Genomic DNA, 17,261 nt, shown 5'->3' with positions numbered 1-17,261 from the left:
GTGAGGTTCTCTCCGGCGGGACCTGTGACGCGCCACGGCAGGGTCACCGGTGCGCGGCGGCATCGGTGAGGAGGGGGTCAGGGGATGCGCTGGAGCCGTCTCCCGGTGGGGATCGGCCCGTGGCGTCGGATGATCTGGTAGAGATCGTGCAGTTCGGGGCGGGGCGGCACGTTGAGTTCGCCCAGCATGTGCGAGGTCAGGCGTTGGTACACACGGACGGCCTCGGCCGTGCGTCCCTCGCTGTACAGGGCCAGGATCAGAAGCCTGGCCAGGTTCTCCTCCAGGGGGTGGCGGCGCAGCGCCTCGCGCAGTGATTCCATCACGTCGGCCTGGCGTCCGACCTCGATGGCGACGGTGGCGTACTCCTCCAGCACCGCCAGTCGAACGGTCTCCATGAACTCGCGTTCCTCGTCGAAGGCGGGGCCGGAGAGCTCCCCGAGCAGGGGGCCGCGCCACAGGTCCAGCGCCCGGCCGAACAACTCGGCGGCCCGTTCGCCGTCACCGCGTGCGCGCAGGTCGCGCGCGGCGTCGATCCAGGTCTGGAACAGCACCAGGTCCACCTGGCCGACCGGTGCCACGAGCCGGTATCCCGACGGTCCGCTCTCGATGTCGACCCGCTTGTGCGGGGGCAGGTCGACCAGGGCGCGGCGCAGGCCCGACATGTACTTGTGGACCAGGTTGACCGCGTAGGCCGGCGGGTTCGAACCCCAGACCATCGTGATGACGCGCTGCGTGGTCAAGGGGCGATCGCCGTTGAGCACCAGTGCCGCGAGCACCGCGCGCTGTCGGGGTGCGCCCAGGGGCAGAGGGCCGTGATCCCCGCTCACCTCCAGCTCTCCCAGGACCGAGACGGTCGTCGGTGCCGTCCGCCGTGTTCTGATCATTCCGGAATCCTTCCGGCCGTTGTCTTGCGTTATCGATGTCTCCCACGTTCCGTGCACTCCGGCTTCTCCCGACATCGCCCCGGTTCCGGTTCCGACCGATTCGCTCTGAGGGGTACGGAGTCCCGCCCCGTCCCGACGGGTCCATGTCGCTCGGATGCGGTAAGGCGATCATAAACACGCAGATCATGGCTTTATGTAGTGGATCGGCTCCACTCCGACGTCGAGTCGGGAGCTTTCGCAGACGAGGACCGGAGGCGACAGGGCTCAAGTCGTACCTTGTGTCGATAGTCACAAAGCCTTGATCATCTGCGTTAGGGATCAATTGCACGCGCATCTTCGCATGTGAACGCCGCGTGCGGAGCCAAAAATGAATTTTCTTCACAATTGGCCTTCAGGTCGGGTTCCAGGTCGTCTTCAGGCCCCCTCTCGATACTCGGTTCTTGTACGGGGACGGGCCGTTCCCCGCCCGTCCCCGTCACGGGGGACCGCTCTCCTCACCGTTCCGAACCCCGTTGTCCCTCGGCGGAACACCCCCCGAGGAGAACGCGAACGAAAGGGAAGACATGAACCGCACGACCGCAGACGCCCCGAGTGCCGTGGCCGAGGTGACGGACTCCGCACAGCGGGCCCTGGCCGACCTGGATCCCGAGAACACCGTGATCCGCGAACTCGACTACGACGCGACCGTTCCCCGCGGGCTGGTCCACCGCAAGGCCGTCTCGGAGGTGTTCGTCACCGACTCCCGGCAGACCGGCGAGAACACCTTCGACGTCGCCGCCCAGCTGCCCCGCGGCCACGTCATGCTGGAGACCCCCACCTACGATCTGCCGCTCATCCTGGAGGCGTGCCGCCAGACCGGCGTGCTCATCTCCCACCGGCACCTCGACGTCCCCATGGACCGGGCGTTCATCATGCACCGCATGTCGCTGCACATCGGCGACCTCGACGGGCTGCGCCAGGGCGCCGAACCCGCCCGCCTCATGGTCACCACCGAGGCCGACCTGTACCGCAACCAGGCGGGCAGACTGCGCGGCTACGACTTCCGAGGCGCGGTCCTCCTCAACGGGACCGAGGTGGCCCAGGCCACCGGCGCGCTCATCTTCCTGAGCCGTCAGGCCTACCAGGCGCTGCGCACCAAGGGCCGTGAGTCCCTGGACTGGAGCGCCGCCGCGGCGCCCCGGGCGATCCCGGCCCAGCCCTTCGTGGTGGGTCGCCGCGACCCGCGCAACGTGGTCATCACCGACCCCGTCCAGCGGGGTGACGAGAGCTGGCGGGCCACCGTGGTCCCCGACCACAGTCACCCCCACCTGTTCGACCACCCGCTCGACCACCTGCCCGGCAACCTCCTCATCGAGGCCGCTCGCCAGGTGGCCGTGGCCGGCGTGGCCCGCTCCGAGGGCCTGGACCCGGCGACCCTGGTCCCGGTCTCGGTGGAGGCGTCGTTCTCGTCCTTCTGCGAGAACGACCTCCCCTCCACCCTGGAGGCCGACATCGCGCCCTTCCGCTCCGACGAGCGGTTCGGTCCGGTCGTCGGCGTCGACGTCCGCGTCAACCAGCAGGGAACGACCAACAGCTCCTTCCGGATCGAGGTGGCCCAGTGGGTGTGACCCGTATCGAGGCCGTCGTGTGCGACTACGGCGGCGTGCTCACCAACCCGCTCCACGAGACCTTGGAGCACTTCGCCCGGACGGCGGGCCTGAGCGCCGACGCCATCCTCACCGCCATCGGTGCCGCCGCGGCCAAGGGCGGCGCCGACCCGATGGCGCTACTGGAGGTCGGGGCCATCACCGAGGCGGACCTCGTCGCCCAGATCACCGCCGAGCTGCCCGAAGGGGGATGGACCTTGCCCGAGGACCGCACCTTCGGCGAACTGTGGTTCGCCGGTCGCACCGGCAACCACGGGTTCGCCGACTTTCTGCGCGACCTGAACATGGAGGGCTACCGGCTGGCCCTGCTCACCAACAACGTCCTGGAGTGGGAGGAACTGTGGCGGGCCACCGTGCCCGCCGACGAACTCTTCGAGGTCGTGGTCAACTCCGCGCACGAGGGGGTCCGCAAGCCCGACACCGAGATCTACGAGCGACTCCTGGCCCGGCTCGGCCTCACCCCCGACCGCTGCCTGTTCGTGGACGACCTGGAGGCCAACCTCAAGCCGGCCGCCGAGCTGGGCATGGCCACCGTCCGTTTCCAGGACAACGCCCAGGCGATCGCCGAGATCACGGAACTGCTCGACGGCGCCGGCCGACCGGCACGGGCCGCGGAGGCTCCGCGATGAGCGCGCCGGGCCCGCACCCCCCGGTGCTCGTGGTCGGCGCCGGCCCCACGGGGCTGGCCGCCGCCTGCACGCTCCTACAGAACGGGGTCCCCTGCCGCGTGGTCGAACGCCGTGCGGGGGTGGCCGAGGAGCCCAAGGCCCTCATCCTGTGGAGCGGGGCGCTGGAGGTCCTGCGCAGGTTGGGCGTGTCCCAAGAGGTGGTCGACCGGTCCCTGCCGTTGGAGTCGGCCTCCTACTTCTCCAGGGGCAGGCGCATCGGCGGGGTCCGCTTCGGCGGGCTGGGCGACACCGCGTTCCCGGGCCCGATCTGCCTGCCCCAGCCCGGAACGGAGCAGGCGCTCTACGATCGCCTGCTCGCCCTCGGCGGGTCCGTCGAGTGGTCCACCCGGGTCCACACGGCGGAACCGACCGAGGACGGGGAGGGGGTGCGGGTGGTCCTCGGCCCCGACGGCGATGCCCATACCCGGGAAGAGGTCGTCGTTCCCTGGGTGGTGGCCGCCGACGGCAGCCGCAGCGTGGTGCGCGAAGCACTGGGGGTGCCCTTCGAGGGCGACACCTACGACCGCGTGTTCCTCCTGGCGGACGGTGTGGTGAGCGGCCCGACCCCGGTCCGGGAGGCCCAGTACCACCTGACCCCCGACGGGGTGCTCGTGGTCGTGCCGCTGCCCGGCGGCGGCCACCGGGTCTTCTTCGACATCGCTCCGGACGGGGAGACCGCGCCGCCCGACGACGCGCTCATCGCCCGGCTGCTGGCCGAGCGCGGTCCCCGTGGACTGCGTGTGGACACCGTGTGGTGGCGCAGCCGGTTCCGGGTCCACGCCCGGGTGGCGCGCGAGTTCCGGCGCGGCCGGGTGCTCATCGCCGGGGACGCCGCCCACCTGCACAGTCCGGCCGGCGGTCAGGGCCTCAACACGGGCATCCAGGACGGGTTCGACCTGGCCTGGAAGCTCGCCGCGGTCCTGCGCGGGGCTCCGGAGACGCTGCTGGACAGCTATCCGCTGGAGCGTCGTCCGATCGCCCGCACGGTGGTGCGCAGCGCCGACCGGCAGACCCGTACCTGGATGGCCCGCTCCCCTCTGGCCAGGTTGGTGCGCGACACCCTGATGCGCGTCCTGTCGGCGTCGGGGCTGCTGGAGAAGCGTCTGGTGCCGCAGTTGGCGCAGATCTCCCCGGATCTGACCGAGAGCCCGGCCGTGGTCGCGCCGCCCGCCGGCTGGCGGGCCCGCGACGCGGTGGGCGGTGCCCTTCCGGGACGGCGCATCGGCGACGCCCCGCTGTCCCCGCTCCAGGGGACCGACGCGACCAGCCTGCACGCCTACCTCGCCTCCGGGCGGCACGCGCTGGTGGTGGGCGGCGGCTCGTCGCGGGCGCGGGAGGCGGCGGCCGAGCTGCGCGGGCGCCTCCCCGAGGACGTGGACGTGCTCCTGCTCGCCCCGTCGGCGGTGGAGGCGGTGGGCGATCACGACGTCGCCCTGCTGTCCGGGAGAGGAGGGGAGGGCGCCGAGTGGGTGATCCACGTTCGGCCCGACGCGGTCGTCGCCTCGGTCGCCCCCCTGGACGCGCGTTGGCGACCGGGGGTGTTCCTCGGAGCGACCCTGTTGCCCGACGCCGAACGGTCCCTCAAGTAAATGATATATGAACCCTATCGTTTAGGTTGATGATCGTCGCATGTTTATACGGTACTGTGACGGCGACGGCACCCGTGGTGGCGGCCGGAGATCTCCGGCCGCCACCGGCGGTCCCGCCCGCGCACGACGAACGGGGGTGACACGATGCTCGACGCGTTGACCGGCCTCACCACGCGCAGGCCCTGGTGGGTCCTGGCGATCGCGTTCCTGGCGGTGATCGGCGCGGTGATCCTGGGCTCCGGTGTCGCCGACCGCCTCCGGGCGGGCCAGGGCACCGAGGACCCGTCCTCGGAGTCGGCCCTGGCGGCGGAGATCCTGGAGGACCACTTCCCCGACGGCAGGCCCAACCTCCTCCTGTTGGTGACGGCCGAGGAGGGCGTGGACGACCGCGAGGTCGCCGCCCGCGGACTGGGACTGGCCGAAGGACTGGCCTACGAGGACGCCGTCGCCGGCGTCACCTCCTACTGGCAGACCGGTTCCGACGAGCTGAAGTCCGACGACGGCACGCGCGCGCTCATCGCCGCGCACGTCTCCGGCACCGAGGCCGAGGCCGGGGAGGCCGTGGCCGACCTCGCCGAACGCTACGGCGGCGACCACGGGCCCCTCACCGTCGGCGTCGGCGGCCAGACCGCCGTCCTCAACGACATCGAGGCCACCATCGCCGAGGACCTGATCCGGTCGGAGATGATCGCCCTGCCCCTGACCCTGCTCATCCTGGTGTGGGTCTACGGCAGCGTCGTCTCGGCGACCCTGCCCCTGCTGGTCGGGGTGGTCTCCATCATCGGCACCAACGCGGTGCTGTGGGCGATCGCCGGATTCACCGACGTGTCGGTCTTCGCGCAGAACCTCACCATCGCGCTCGGCCTGGGCCTGTCGATCGACTACGCCCTGCTCATGGTCCGCAGGTTCCGGGCCGAACTCGCGTCCGGGGCCGAACCGGCCGCCGCCACGCTCACCACCGTGCGCACCGCGGGACGCACCGTCGTCTTCTCCGCCCTGGCCATCTCCGCCGCCCTGATCGCGATGCTGTTCTTCCCCCTCTACTTCCTGCGCTCCTTCGCCTACTCCGGTGTGACGGTGGTGCTGCTGGCGGCGCTGACCTCCCTGGTCGTCCTGCCCGCCGTGCTCACCCTGCTGGGCCCGCGCGTCAACGCGCTGGACCCGCGCCGCCTGCTGCGCCGAGGCTCCGCCCTCTCCCCGGAGGAGGCCGCCGACCGGCGCTGGGGCCGGCTCACCCGGACCGTCATGGGGCGCGCCCCCGTGTTCGCCCTGGTCGCCCTCACCCTCCTGATCGTGGCCGGACTGCCCTTCCTCCGGGTCGAGTTCGGCATGGCCGACGACCGCCAACTGCCCGCCGGGGTGGAGTCCCGGGAGGTCATGGACACCATTCGGACCGACTTCGGCTCCACCGCCACCGGTGCCGTGGACGTGCTCGTCCACGAGGCCCCGGAGGACACCGACACCGAACTGCTGGACGACTACGTCGGCGCCCTCTCGCGCCTGGACCGCGTCGAGGAGGTCCGTTCCCCCCTGGGCGTCCACATCGACGGCGTCCACCTGCGTGAACGCACCCCCGTGGACGCCCTGCGCGAATCCGAGGACCTGGCCTACATCCAGGTCCTGCCGGACGCCGAGGTCGAGGACATCTCACCCGAGAGCCAGAACCTGGTCCGCGACATCCGCGCGGTCGACACCCCCCTGGAGGTCTCGGTCGCCGGCCAGGCCGCCGCCGTCGTGGACGCCCAGGAGGCCATCGCCGAGCGCGTCCCGCTCGCCCTGACCGTCGTCGTCGCCGGCATGCTCGTCCTGGTCTACCTGCTCACCGGCAGTGTGCTCCTGCCCGTGCTGTCGGTGCTGTTCAACGCGCTCAGCCTCACCGCGATGTTCGGCGCCGTCGTCTGGGTCTTCCAGGACGGCAACCTCTCCGGGCCGCTCGGCTTCACCCCGACCGGGTTCATCGACACCGCCCTGCCCGTGCTCATGTTCTGCATCGCCTTCGGGCTGTCCATGGACTACGGGGTCTTCCTCCTGGCCAGGATGCGCGAGGAGTACGACCGCACGGGCGATCACCGCGCGGCCGTCGAACTCGGCCTGCGGCGCACCGGCGGCGTCATCACCGCCGCCGCCGTCGCCCTGGCGGTCGTCCTCATCGTCATCGGCGCCTCGCGGGTGACCAACACGATGATGCTCGGCTGGGGCGTGGCCCTGGCCGTCATCGCCGACGCCACCATCGTGCGCTGCCTCCTGGTGCCCTCGGTCCTGCGCATGACCGGCCGTGCCACCTGGTGGGCGCCCGGCCCGCTGCGCCGCTTCCACCGGGCCTTCGACGCGACCCTCGGTGAGAACGCGGCCGACCCCGCCCGCGTCCCCGCCGGGCCGTCACCGGTGGTCCCGCCCCCGGTGGCGGAACGCGACGCCGAACCCGTCCGAGAGAACGCTGAGGTGGCCCGTGCCCGGGACTAGGAACACCCTGATCGCCGCGGGCGCGGCCGTCGTCCTGACCGCCGCCGCCCTGATACTGCTCCCCTCCGAGGAGAACGGACCCGCCGCCGCACCCGAACCCACGGCCGAGGAACGCGCGCGGGCCACCGCCGAGCGCATGGCCGCCGCCGACATCGTCGACGTCCCGGTGCGCTTCACCGTCGTCAACCGCAACGACTCGCGGTTGCCCTGCAACAGCGACGGCGAGGAGTACACCCTGAACGGTCACCTCACCGGCCCGGCCGGGATGCTGACGGACCCGGACGACGACCTCGCCGTCACCGTCTACCAGCACGGACAGGCCGCGGGGGAGTGGTTCTGGCGGTTGGACGAACCCGGGTTCCACCACACCGAGGAGATGGCGCTGCTGGGCCGGGTCTCCCTGACCCTGGACCGGCTCGGCTACGGGGCCGGGGACCGGCCGGACGGCATGTCGATGTGCCTGGGCTCGCAGGCCGACATGACCGCCCAGGTCATCGAACGCGTTCGCGAGGGCGACTACACCGTCGAGGACTCCGAGAGCGGCCCCGACCACCCGCCCGCCTTCGACCACGTCACCCTGGCCGGGCACCACAGCGGCGCCCAGATCGCCCAGATCACCGCCTACTCGTTCGACGGCCCCGGAGCCCCCGACGCCCTGGTGCTCCTGGGCTGGAGCGGCACCGGTCTGACCGACCGGGCCAACGCCCGTTTCTTCGGTGGCCTGGCCTCCTGCATGCAGGGCGGCGTGCCCGCCGACGCCGGGGCGGGCCCGCCCGGGGCCGAGGACACCGCCCCGGCCGGGTACGCCTACGTCGACGTGGGTCGCACCTCCTACACCCGGGCGAACTTCCATGATCCCTCGACCCCGGTGGCCTCCCTCGCCGCCGGCCTCCAGGACCGCACACCCTGCGGTGACCTGGGCACCCAGGTCGAGGCGCTGTCCACCGACACCCGCCATCTCCACGGCGTCGAGGTGCCCGTCCTGTTCGCCTTCGCCGACGACGACACCCGCGTCGCCGACGGGGCCGACCACGTCGCGCTCTTCAGCGGGGCACCGGACACCGAGACCGTCACCGTGCCCGACGCGGGTCACTATCTCGTCCTCGAACCCGGGGCGGCCGACCTGCGCGCGGCCCTGGCCGACTGGCTGGAGGGACAACGGTGAACACCACCGGCACACCCCCGAACCGCGCGCTCCGACGCGGGCGCCCCGTCCGGGTCGCGGCCGTGGCGGTCGCGCTCCTGATCACCACGGCCGCCACGGTCACCACGGCCGCCGCCCGGACGGTCCCCACCGTCCCGGAGCGGCCCGCGGCCACCACCCCCACCGCGATCGACCCCGCCGCCGAGAGGCCGGCCGAGACCCCGCCGGGGGTCGTGGACCTGGAGGTGGAGTTCACGGTCGACAACGTCAACCGCACCCGCGGACGGTGCTCCGCGGACGGTGAGGAGTACACCGTCCGCGGTCACCTGACCGCGCCGGAGGCGGTCCTGGCCGCGGACTCGCCCTCCGTCGCCCTGCTGATCCACGGCACCAACACCGGTGAGTGGATCTGGCGACTGGACGTCGAGGGCCGCAACTACGTCGACGAGCTCGCCGAGCGCGGACACGCCTCGATCACCATCGACCGCCTCGGCTACGGCTCCAGCGACATCCCCGAGGGGTTCGCCAGTTGCAGCGGTGCCCACGCCGACATCGCCCACCAGGTGGTGGAGCGGTTGCGCGCGGGGGACTACGAGGTCCGGGGCGACGACCCGGTGGCCTTCGACACCGTCGTCATGGGCGGTCACTCCAGCGGCGCCCTGGTCGCCGAGAGCGTCGCGGTCTCCTTCGGCGGTGTGGACGGCCTGTTCCTCACCGGCTGGGCGGCCGTCGGCATCACCGACGACACCAACCGCCGCTTCCTCACCGCCTACCGCACCTGCCTGGAGGGCGGGGAGGAGCACACCGATCCCGGTGACCCGCGGGGCCACGTGTACTTCGACCCCACCCTGGAGGACTTCGTCGAGGGAGGACTCGGCCCCCACGCCGACCCCGCCGTCGTCGCCGAGATCGAAGGGCTGTGGGGCCGCAACCCCTGCGGGGTCATGGTCTCCGAGCCCATGGCGATCCTCTACGACCTCGACCTGGTCGGGGAGATCGACGTTCCCGTCCACCTGGTCTTCGGTGCCCACGACGTGCTGCGCCAGGGGGTCGAGGGCTATCCGGGCCTCTTCACCTCCAGCCCCGACGTCACCGAGACCACCCTTGCCGACGCCGGCCACTTCGTCACCATCGACGCCGGCGCGGAACTCCTGTACGACACGGCTGCCGAATGGATGGAACGGCACGCCCCCACGTCTTGACCCTGGAAGGCGAGAACACCATGGCGACCTCATCGACCACCGCGCCACCCCCGGGCGCCGAAAGCCACGGCGGGCCCCCGGACCGCCCGCCCCTGCTGGCCCGTCTCGGAGAGACACTGGCCCGGCGTCCGGGACGGTTCATCACGCTCGGCATCGTCCTCACGCTGATCGGCCTGGTCCTGGCCGCGGGCACGATGGACCGACTGCTGCTCAGCCGGTTCGAGAGCCCCGGCTCGGAGTCCGCGCTGGTGGAACAGCGTCTGGAGGAGGGCTTCGCCACCGGCAAGCACCACTTCCTGCTCCTGGTCACCGCCCAGGGCGGTGACGTCGACGATCCCGCCGTGATCCAGGCCGCCACTGCCCTGGAGGACGAACTGGCCTCCCGGGAGGGCGTCGCCGAGACCGCCTCCTACTGGGGGCGCGGCGACTCCCCGGCGATGCGTTCCGAGGACGGCTCCCAGGCGCTCATCACCGTGCGCATGGAGGGGAGCGTCACCGAGGCGCGGACCGCGCTGGGCGAGATCTCCCCGGACTTCACCCGCGAGGACGACGTCATGCGGGTGGAGGTCGGCGGCGGGGACGAGATCTTCCGCCAGGCGGCCCTCCAGGCCCAGGCCGACTTCCTGTTGGCCGAGGCGATCATCTTCCCCCTGGTGTTCGTGCTCCTGTTCATCATCTACCGCCGGTTCTCGGTGGCCGCCCTCACCCTGGGCATGGGGCTGTTCTCGGTGATCACCACGCTGGCCCTGCTGCGCGGGGTCACCTACATCACCGACGTGTCCACCTTCGCCGCCAACCTCACCCTGGTGATGGGCGTGGGACTGGGCGTCGACTACAGCCTGTTCGTCATCAACCGCTTCCGGGAGGAACTGGCCCGCGGCCGGGAGGTCCCCGAGGCCGTGGCGATCGCGGTGGCCAAGGCCGGGCGCACCGTCGCCTTCAGCGGCCTGACCGTCGCCGTCGCGCTGTCGTGCCTGATGCTCTTCCCCTTCCCGTTCCTCCAGTCCTTCGCCTACGCCGGTATGGGCACCGTGGTGACCTCGGTGTTCGCGTCCCTGGTCATCCTGCCCGCCGCGCTGGCGCGGATCGGGCACCGTGTCCGGCCCAAGCGCGAACCCGACCCCGACCGCGGCTGGTGGCACGACACCGCCCTGCGGATGATGCGCCGCCCCGTGCTGTGGGGTCTGCCCGCCCTGCTCGTCGTCCTGGTGCTGGCCGCTCCCGCGCTCGGGCTGAACTTCGGCCTGCCCGACGCCCGCGTGCTGCCCCAGGGCAATTCCAGCCGTGACGTGCAGGACCAGATCGAGACCGGTTTCGCCCAGGAGGAGATGGACGCCGTCCAGGTGATCGCGGACCTGCCCGGCACGGACGCCGCGTCGGACGCCATCACCGCCTACGCCGCCGACCTGTCCCGGGTCGAGGGCGTCTACCAGGTCGACGCCCTCACCGGCCGGTTCGTGGACGGCGAGCAGGTGGCCGAGGCGGAGCCGGACGCCCGGGAGAGGTTCGGCTCGGAGGAGGCGACGTGGTTCTCCGCGGTGCCCGACGCGGCGGCCCTCGGCGACGCGGAGGACCTGATCGAGCGCATCCGGGACGTGCCGGCGCCGGCGGAGGCCGAGATCGGCGGTTACCCGGCCGACCTCACCGACTTCCGCGGCGCGCTGCTGGGCCAGGTGCCCCTGGTGTTCGGTCTCATCCTGGCCATCACCTTCGTCCTGTTGTTCTTCATGACCGGGAGCCTGCTGCTGCCCGCCAAGGCGATCGTCCTCAACGTGCTCAGCCTCGCGGTGATGTTCGGCGTGATGGTGTGGATCTTCCAGGAGGGCAACCTGTCCGGGCTGCTCGGGTTCACCGCCAACGGGACCCTGGAGACGACCTTCCCGATCCTGATGTTCTGCATCGCGTTCGGTCTCTCCATGGACTACGAGGTGTTCATGATGTCCCGGATCAAGGAGGAGTACGACCTGACCGGGGACAACACCCGGGCCGTCGCGGCCGGCCTCCAGCGCAGCGGGCCGCTCGTCACGGCGGCCGCGGTCATCCTGGCCGCCTCGTTCGCGACCTACGCGGTCTCCGACGTGCTCTACCTGATGATGCTGGCGATCGGGATGGCGGTGGTGATCCTGGTGGACGCGACCCTCATCCGCGGTGTGCTCGTCCCGGTGTTCATGCGTCTGGCGGGTGACGCCAACTGGTGGGCGCCGGCGCCGCTCAAGCGGCTGCACGCCCGGTTCGGGATCTCCGAGTAGCGCGTTCCGCCGGGGATCGTCCGTCCCGATCCCCGGCGGCTCCCGTCCGGTTCACTCGAACTTGGTGACCCGGGGGTGCGCGTCGAGCAGTCGGCCCGAGAGCTCGTGCAGGGTCCGGACCTCCTGCCTGGAGAGCGAGGAGAAGAACTCCTCCTCGGCGAGGGCGATCGCCTCACGGGCCTTCCGCAACAGCAGCGACGCCTCGGGTGTGGGCGTCACGATGTAGCGTCGCCGATCCTTCGGATTGCGCGTGCGCACGGCCAGCCCCTGCGACTCCAGGTCGTCGATCAGACCGACCATCACGTTCGGATCCACGCCCAGCGAACGGCTCAGCTCCTTCTGCGAGGGCTCGGACATCGCCTCCGCCGCGGCCAGTACGTGGAACTGCCGGGAGGAGATCTCCTGCGGGTCGAAGATGTCGGCGGTGACCGCCTGGACCAGCTCACCCAGTTTGATCAATCGGAAGCCGGTCGTCTGCCACAGGGGGGTGTCCCACCCCGACGCGTTCTCCATGCCCGCTCACCCTCAAAAATTAATCACCGAAAAAGATTATATTAAAATTATACGATAGTTGGGATGTGACACCATGGCGGACACCGACGCGACACGACTCCCGGACCGGGAGAGGTCCCTGGTGACCGGGGCCACCGGCCTCCTCGGCGGCAACATCGTCCGGTTCCTCCTCGACCTCGACCAGGAGGTCGTCGCCCTGGTCCGGGACGTCGACCGGGCCCGCCGGCTGCTGCCCGACCACCCTCGGCTGCGGCTGGTCCCCGGGGACATCACCGCACCCGACACCTACCGGTCGCACCTGGCCGGGGTGGACGAGGTCTTCCACACCGCGGCCTACTTCCGCGAGTACTTCCAGGACCCCACACTCACCGAGCCCCTGGAGAAGATCAACGTGCACGGGACCGAGCTGGTCCTGAGCGCCGTGGCCGCGGCGGGGACCCCCGTGTTCGTGCACACGGGGTCCATCAACACCCTCGCCCTGCGCGGCCCCGAACGCCCGGCCGACGAGTCCACCCCGCCTCCGGAGAGGTACGCGCGTCCGACCGTGTCGGATTCCTATCCCACCAGCAAGGTGCGCGCCGACCGTGCGGTCGCCGCGATGGTCCGCTCGGGCCGGACCGGTTCCACCCGGGTCACCACGGTACTGCCCGGATGGATGTGGGGTCCCGGGGACGCCGGACCGACCTCCTCCGGCCGGCTCTTCCTCGATGTGGCCAAGGGGACGGTCCGGGCCGTTCCGCGTCTGTCCAACTACGTGGTGGACGCCCGCGACGTGGCCCACGCCTGCGTCGCCGCGGCCAGGGTGGGCTCCTCCGAGCGCTACGTGGTGGCGGGGGAGAAGCGCTCGCTGCCCGCGCTGACCGAAACGATCGCCGCGGAGACCGGGGTCCGCCCGCCCCGGGCGGTCCCCGCCGGTCTGGCCACGGCCGCCGCCGCGCTCATGGAACTCCAGGCCCGGCTGAGCGGGGGGGAACCCACCGCCACCCGTGAGGGCGTGCGGGTCCTGCGTGAGGGGGACACCCGCAACATCAGCTCCGACCTGGCCCGCGACGAACTCGGGGTGGGGTTCCGCTCCGTCGCCGAGACCATCACCGCCATGGGCTCCTGGTATCGGGGCCACGGCATGCTGCCCACCGGTCCGATACGGGCCGGGTCCGCCCGCTGACCCCCCACGGAACGGGCCCGGCACCCCGTGAGGGATGCCGGGCCCGGGCCGTGTCGGACGATGGTCCCACGTGGTCAGACGGCCTTCGGGTCACCCTCGTGGAAGGGCTTGCCGTTGACGGCCTCGGACACCCCGACCTTGTCCAGGTAGGGGGTGATGCCACCGGTGTGGAACGGCCAGCCGGCACCCGTGATCAGGCACAGGTCGATGTCGGCGGCCTCGGCCACGACACCCTCGTCCAACATGATCCGGATCTCCTTGGCCAGCGCGCGCAGCGCCCGGTCCAGGATCTCGCTCTCGGCGGAGGGCTCGTCACCGCCCACGAGCAGCTTCTTGACCTCGGGGTCGATGCTGAAGTCGGGCGCGAAGATCGCGGTCTTGCCCGCCTTGACGACCTCGGCCAGCTCGGGGGAGACCGCGAACCGCTCCGGGAACGCCTCGTGCAGGGTCTCCGACACGTGCAGCGCGACGGCCGGGCCGACCAGCTGGAGCAGCATGAGAGGCGACATCGGCAGACCCAGCGGGGCCACCGCGCGGTCGGCGGTCTCGGGCTCGGTGCCCTCGGACACCGCGCCCAGGACCTCGCCCATGAACAGGGTGAGCAGGCGGTTGACCACGAACGCCGGGGCGTCCTTGCACAGGACGGCGGTCTTCTTCAGCTTCTTGGCCGTGGCGAACGCCGTGGCCAGGGCGACCTCGTCGGTCTTCTCGCCGCGGACGATCTCCAGCAGCGGCAGGACGGCGACGGGGTTGAAGAAGTGGAAGCCGACGACCCGCTCGGGGTGCTCCAGCTTCGAGGCCATCTCGGTGATGGACAGCGAGGAGGTGTTGGTGGCGAGGATCGCCTCGGGGGAGACCACGGCCTCCACCTCGGCGAACACCTGCTGCTTGACCTCCATCCTCTCGAACACGGCCTCGATGACGAAGTCGGCGTCCGCGAAGGCGTCCTTGGTCAGCGAACCCGTGACCAGGGCCTTGAGGTGGTTGGCCTTGTCCTGGTTGACGCGCCCCTTCTTCAGGAGCTTGTCGACCTCGCCGTGGACGTAGGCGACGCCCTTGTCCAGACGGTCCTGGTCCAGGTCGGTCATGACGACCGGCACGTCCAGGCGGCGGGCGAACAGCAGGGCCAGCTGACCGGCCATCAGACCGGCACCGACGACGCCGACCTTGGTGACCTTGCGGGCCAGCGACTTGTCCGGTGCGCCGGCGGGCCGCTTGGCGCGCTTCTGCACGAGGTCGAAGGCGTACAGCCCCGCCTTGAGCTCGGGGCTCATGATGAGGTCGGCCAGCGCCTCGTCCTCGGCGGCGAAGGCCTCGTCACGGGTGCGCGTCCTGGCCTCGGCGACCAGCTCGACGGCGCGGGCCGGGGCCGGGGCGGCGCCGTGCAGCTTGCCCTCGACGACGAACCGGGCCATGTTGACCGCGTTGTCCCAGGCCTCGCCCTTGTCGACCTCGGGGCGCTCGACGGTGACGTCGCCCTTGACGACCTTGGCCACCCAGCGCAGCGACTCCTCGACGAAGTCGGCGGGCTCGAACATCGCGTCGGCGATGCCCAGCTCGAACGCCTGCGCGCCCTTGAGCATCTTGTTCTGGGCCAGCGGGTTCTCGATGATGACCTTGAGGGCCTTCTCCGCGCCGATCAGGTTCGGCAGGAGGTAGGTGCCGCCCCAGCCGGGCACCAGGCCCAGGAAGGTCTCGGGCAGGGCCAGCGCCGGGACGCCCGAGGAGATGGTGCGGTAGGTGCAGTGCAGGGCCACCTCGACACCGCCGCCCATGGCCGCGCCGTTGACCAGTGCGAAGGTCGGTACGTCCAGCTCGCCGAGCTTGCGGAACACGTCGTGTCCCAGCTTGCCGATGGCCAGTGCCTGATCGCGGTTCTGGAGGGCCGGGACACCGCTCAGGTCGGCGCCGACGGCGAAGATGAACGGCTTGCCGGTCACCGCCAGCGCCACGATGTCCTTGCGACCGCGGGCCGCCTCGATCGCGGCGTCCAGGCTGAGCAGGCCGCCGGGGCCGAAGGTGTTGGGCCGGGTGTGGTCGTGCCCGTTGTCCAGGGTGATCAGGACGGCGGTGCCGGCACCGTAGGGGAGTTCGATGTCCCGGGAGATCGCCTTGGTGACGACCTCGTCCTTGAACAGCTCGCGCGCCTCGTCGATCGCGGTGCTCACTTGCCCCCCTCGTAGTTGGTGTTCTCCCAGAGCACGGTGCCGCCCATGCCCATACCGACGCACATGGTGGTGATGCCGTAGCGGACGTCGGGACGCTCGGCGAACTGGCGCGCGAGCTGCATCATCAGACGCACGCCGGAGGAGGCCAGCGGGTGGCCCAGCGCGATCGCGCCGCCCCACGGGTTGACGCGGGCGTCGTCGTCGGCGATGCCGAAGTGCTCCAGGAAGGCGAGCACCTGGACGGCGAAGGCCTCGTTGATCTCGATGAGGCCGATCTCGTCCATCGAGATGCCCTGACGGGCCAGCAGCTTCTCGGTGGCCGGGACCGGGCCGACACCCATGACCTCGGGCTCGACACCGGCGAAGGAGAAGTCGACCAGGCGCATCCTGGCGCTCAGGCCCAGCTCCCGCGCGACCTCCTCGGCGGCCAGGATGGCGCCGGTGGCACCGTCGTTGAGCCCCGCGGCGTTACCGGGGGTCACGTTGCCGTGCGCGCGGAAGGGGGTCTTGAGGCCGGCGAGGGACTCCATGGTGGTGCCCGGCCGCGGCGGCTCGTCCTTGGTGGCCAGACCGTAACCCTGCTCCAGGGAGCGGACCACGACCTCGACCAGGTCGGGCTGGATCTTGCCGTCGGCGTAGGCCTTGGCGACCTTCTCCTGGCTGCGCACCGCGTAGGCGTCGGCGCGCTCCTTGGTGATGGAGGGGTACCGGTCGTGCAGGTTCTCGGCGGTGTTGCCCATGACCAGCGCGGTCGGGTCGACCAGCTTCTCGGAGAGGAAGCGGGGGTTGGGGTCGACGCCCTCGCCCATGGGGTGCCGGCCCATGTGCTCGACGCCGCCGGCGATGACCACGTCGTAGGCGCCGAAGGCGATGCCCGCGCCGGAGGTGGTCACGGCGGTGAGCGCGCCGGCGCACATGCGGTCGATGGCGTAGCCGGGGACGCTGCGCGGCAGCCCGGCCAGGATCGCGGCGGTACGCCCGATGGTCAGGCCCTGATCGCCGATCTGGGTGGTGGCGGCGATGGCCACCTCGTCGATGCGCTCCGGGGGCAGATCCGGGTTGCGGCGCATCAGTTCGCGAATGACGCGGACGACCATGTCGTCGGCGCGCGTCTCGGCGTAGAGGCCCTTGCCTGACTTGCCGAACGGGGTACGGACCCCGTCGACGAATACGACATCGCGGGCGGTTCGCGGCACGATGGCCCCTCCTTCTCCAAAGCGTGGGATGGACTGTCAAGCCCATGCTACTCGTCAGTAACAAATTGTGCGAGCGCCGGGCCCGGCGTTGTCGCGCGGATGTCCCGGGGGTGTCGGCCCTCGCCGCCGTCCCCGGTCCCCGGTGGGCGTCACCACCGGTGCGACGTGCTCGAACGCGAAGCGCTCCCGCCCCGGCGGACACCGGGGAGGGTTCGAGTATGTAACGGACGCCGCCCGGGGCGGGGGAGGGCGCGGTCCTCGCTGGTCGGGCGTCGGCGTCCGGGGCGCGTCCCGCCCCGGCGGCTCCCGCGACTCCCGCCCTTCGGCGCGCCTCCTCGCCCGTCGCCCCGGCTCGCCCGCACCGCGCGGTACGG

12 protein-coding genes are annotated in these 17,261 nt (G+C 71.3%); 8 read left to right on the top strand and 4 right to left on the bottom strand.

The window, feature by feature from the left end:
* Positions 1–77 precede the first annotated feature (77 nt).
* Positions 78–884 carry an AfsR/SARP family transcriptional regulator gene (locus RM479_RS14245; RefSeq protein WP_311512216.1) on the bottom strand — a complete coding sequence of 269 codons (807 nt, stop codon included), beginning with the start codon at positions 882–884 and terminating at the stop codon, positions 78–80.
* A gap of 563 nt (positions 885–1,447) precedes the next feature.
* On the opposite strand from RM479_RS14245, the gene RM479_RS14240 reads away from it, so the two are divergent.
* The 7 genes from RM479_RS14240 to RM479_RS14210 all read left to right on the top strand — a co-directional run bounded on the left by RM479_RS14240 (position 1,448) and on the right by RM479_RS14210 (position 11,845).
* On the top strand, positions 1,448–2,491 hold the full coding sequence (locus tag RM479_RS14240) for a ScbA/BarX family gamma-butyrolactone biosynthesis protein (protein WP_311512215.1): 1,044 nt from the start codon (positions 1,448–1,450) through the stop codon (positions 2,489–2,491).
* Complete coding sequence (locus tag RM479_RS14235) at positions 2,488–3,159, top strand: HAD family hydrolase (RefSeq protein WP_311512214.1); 672 nt, start codon at positions 2,488–2,490, stop codon at positions 3,157–3,159. The genes RM479_RS14240 and RM479_RS14235 overlap by 4 nt, the downstream gene beginning before the upstream one ends.
* Positions 3,156–4,787 carry an FAD-dependent monooxygenase gene (locus tag RM479_RS14230; RefSeq protein WP_311512213.1) on the top strand — a complete coding sequence of 544 codons (1,632 nt, stop codon included), beginning with the start codon at positions 3,156–3,158 and terminating at the stop codon, positions 4,785–4,787. The genes RM479_RS14235 and RM479_RS14230 overlap by 4 nt, the downstream gene beginning before the upstream one ends.
* 144 nt (positions 4,788–4,931) lie before the next feature.
* On the top strand, positions 4,932–7,250 hold the full coding sequence (locus RM479_RS14225; RefSeq protein ID WP_311512212.1) for an MMPL family transporter: 2,319 nt from the start codon (positions 4,932–4,934) through the stop codon (positions 7,248–7,250).
* Complete coding sequence (locus RM479_RS14220) at positions 7,237–8,415, top strand: alpha/beta hydrolase (RefSeq protein ID WP_311512211.1); 1,179 nt, start codon at positions 7,237–7,239, stop codon at positions 8,413–8,415. Before RM479_RS14225 ends, RM479_RS14220 begins: the two co-directional genes overlap by 14 nt.
* Positions 8,412–9,596 (top strand): alpha/beta hydrolase, encoded by a 1,185-nt coding sequence (locus RM479_RS14215; protein ID WP_311512210.1) that lies wholly within the window; start codon positions 8,412–8,414, stop codon positions 9,594–9,596. The genes RM479_RS14220 and RM479_RS14215 overlap by 4 nt, the downstream gene beginning before the upstream one ends.
* Before the next feature lie 20 nt (positions 9,597–9,616).
* On the top strand, positions 9,617–11,845 hold the full coding sequence (locus RM479_RS14210) for an MMPL family transporter (protein ID WP_311512209.1): 2,229 nt from the start codon (positions 9,617–9,619) through the stop codon (positions 11,843–11,845).
* A 51-nt stretch (positions 11,846–11,896) separates the two neighbouring features.
* Here the strand turns inward: RM479_RS14210 and RM479_RS14205 are convergent, their stop codons facing one another.
* Positions 11,897–12,358, bottom strand: coding sequence for a MarR family winged helix-turn-helix transcriptional regulator (locus RM479_RS14205; RefSeq protein WP_311512208.1), 462 nt, complete (start codon positions 12,356–12,358; stop codon positions 11,897–11,899).
* Positions 12,359–12,431: 73 nt separating this feature from the next.
* Here RM479_RS14205 and RM479_RS14200 point away from each other — a divergent pair, with 73 nt between their 5' ends.
* Positions 12,432–13,523 (top strand): NAD-dependent epimerase/dehydratase family protein, encoded by a 1,092-nt coding sequence (locus RM479_RS14200; RefSeq protein WP_311512207.1) that lies wholly within the window; start codon positions 12,432–12,434, stop codon positions 13,521–13,523.
* Between the two features lie 74 nt (positions 13,524–13,597).
* Here the strand turns inward: RM479_RS14200 and RM479_RS14195 are convergent, their stop codons facing one another.
* Both RM479_RS14195 and RM479_RS14190 read right to left on the bottom strand, forming a co-directional pair.
* The gene (locus RM479_RS14195; protein ID WP_311512206.1) at positions 13,598–15,691 is read right to left on the bottom strand and encodes a 3-hydroxyacyl-CoA dehydrogenase NAD-binding domain-containing protein; all 2,094 of its coding nucleotides are present in this window, start codon (positions 15,689–15,691) and stop codon (positions 13,598–13,600) included.
* Entirely contained in the window at positions 15,688–16,887 is a 1,200-nt protein-coding gene (locus RM479_RS14190) for a thiolase family protein (protein ID WP_274811591.1), read from the bottom strand. Before RM479_RS14190 ends, RM479_RS14195 begins: the two co-directional genes overlap by 4 nt.
* Between the last annotated feature and the right edge of the window lie 374 nt (positions 16,888–17,261).

This window comes from Nocardiopsis lambiniae (assembly GCF_031845465.1).
Classification (GTDB): Bacteria; Actinomycetota; Actinomycetes; order Streptosporangiales; family Streptosporangiaceae; genus Nocardiopsis; species Nocardiopsis lambiniae.
This window is presented reverse-complemented; position numbering and strand designations above follow the sequence as displayed.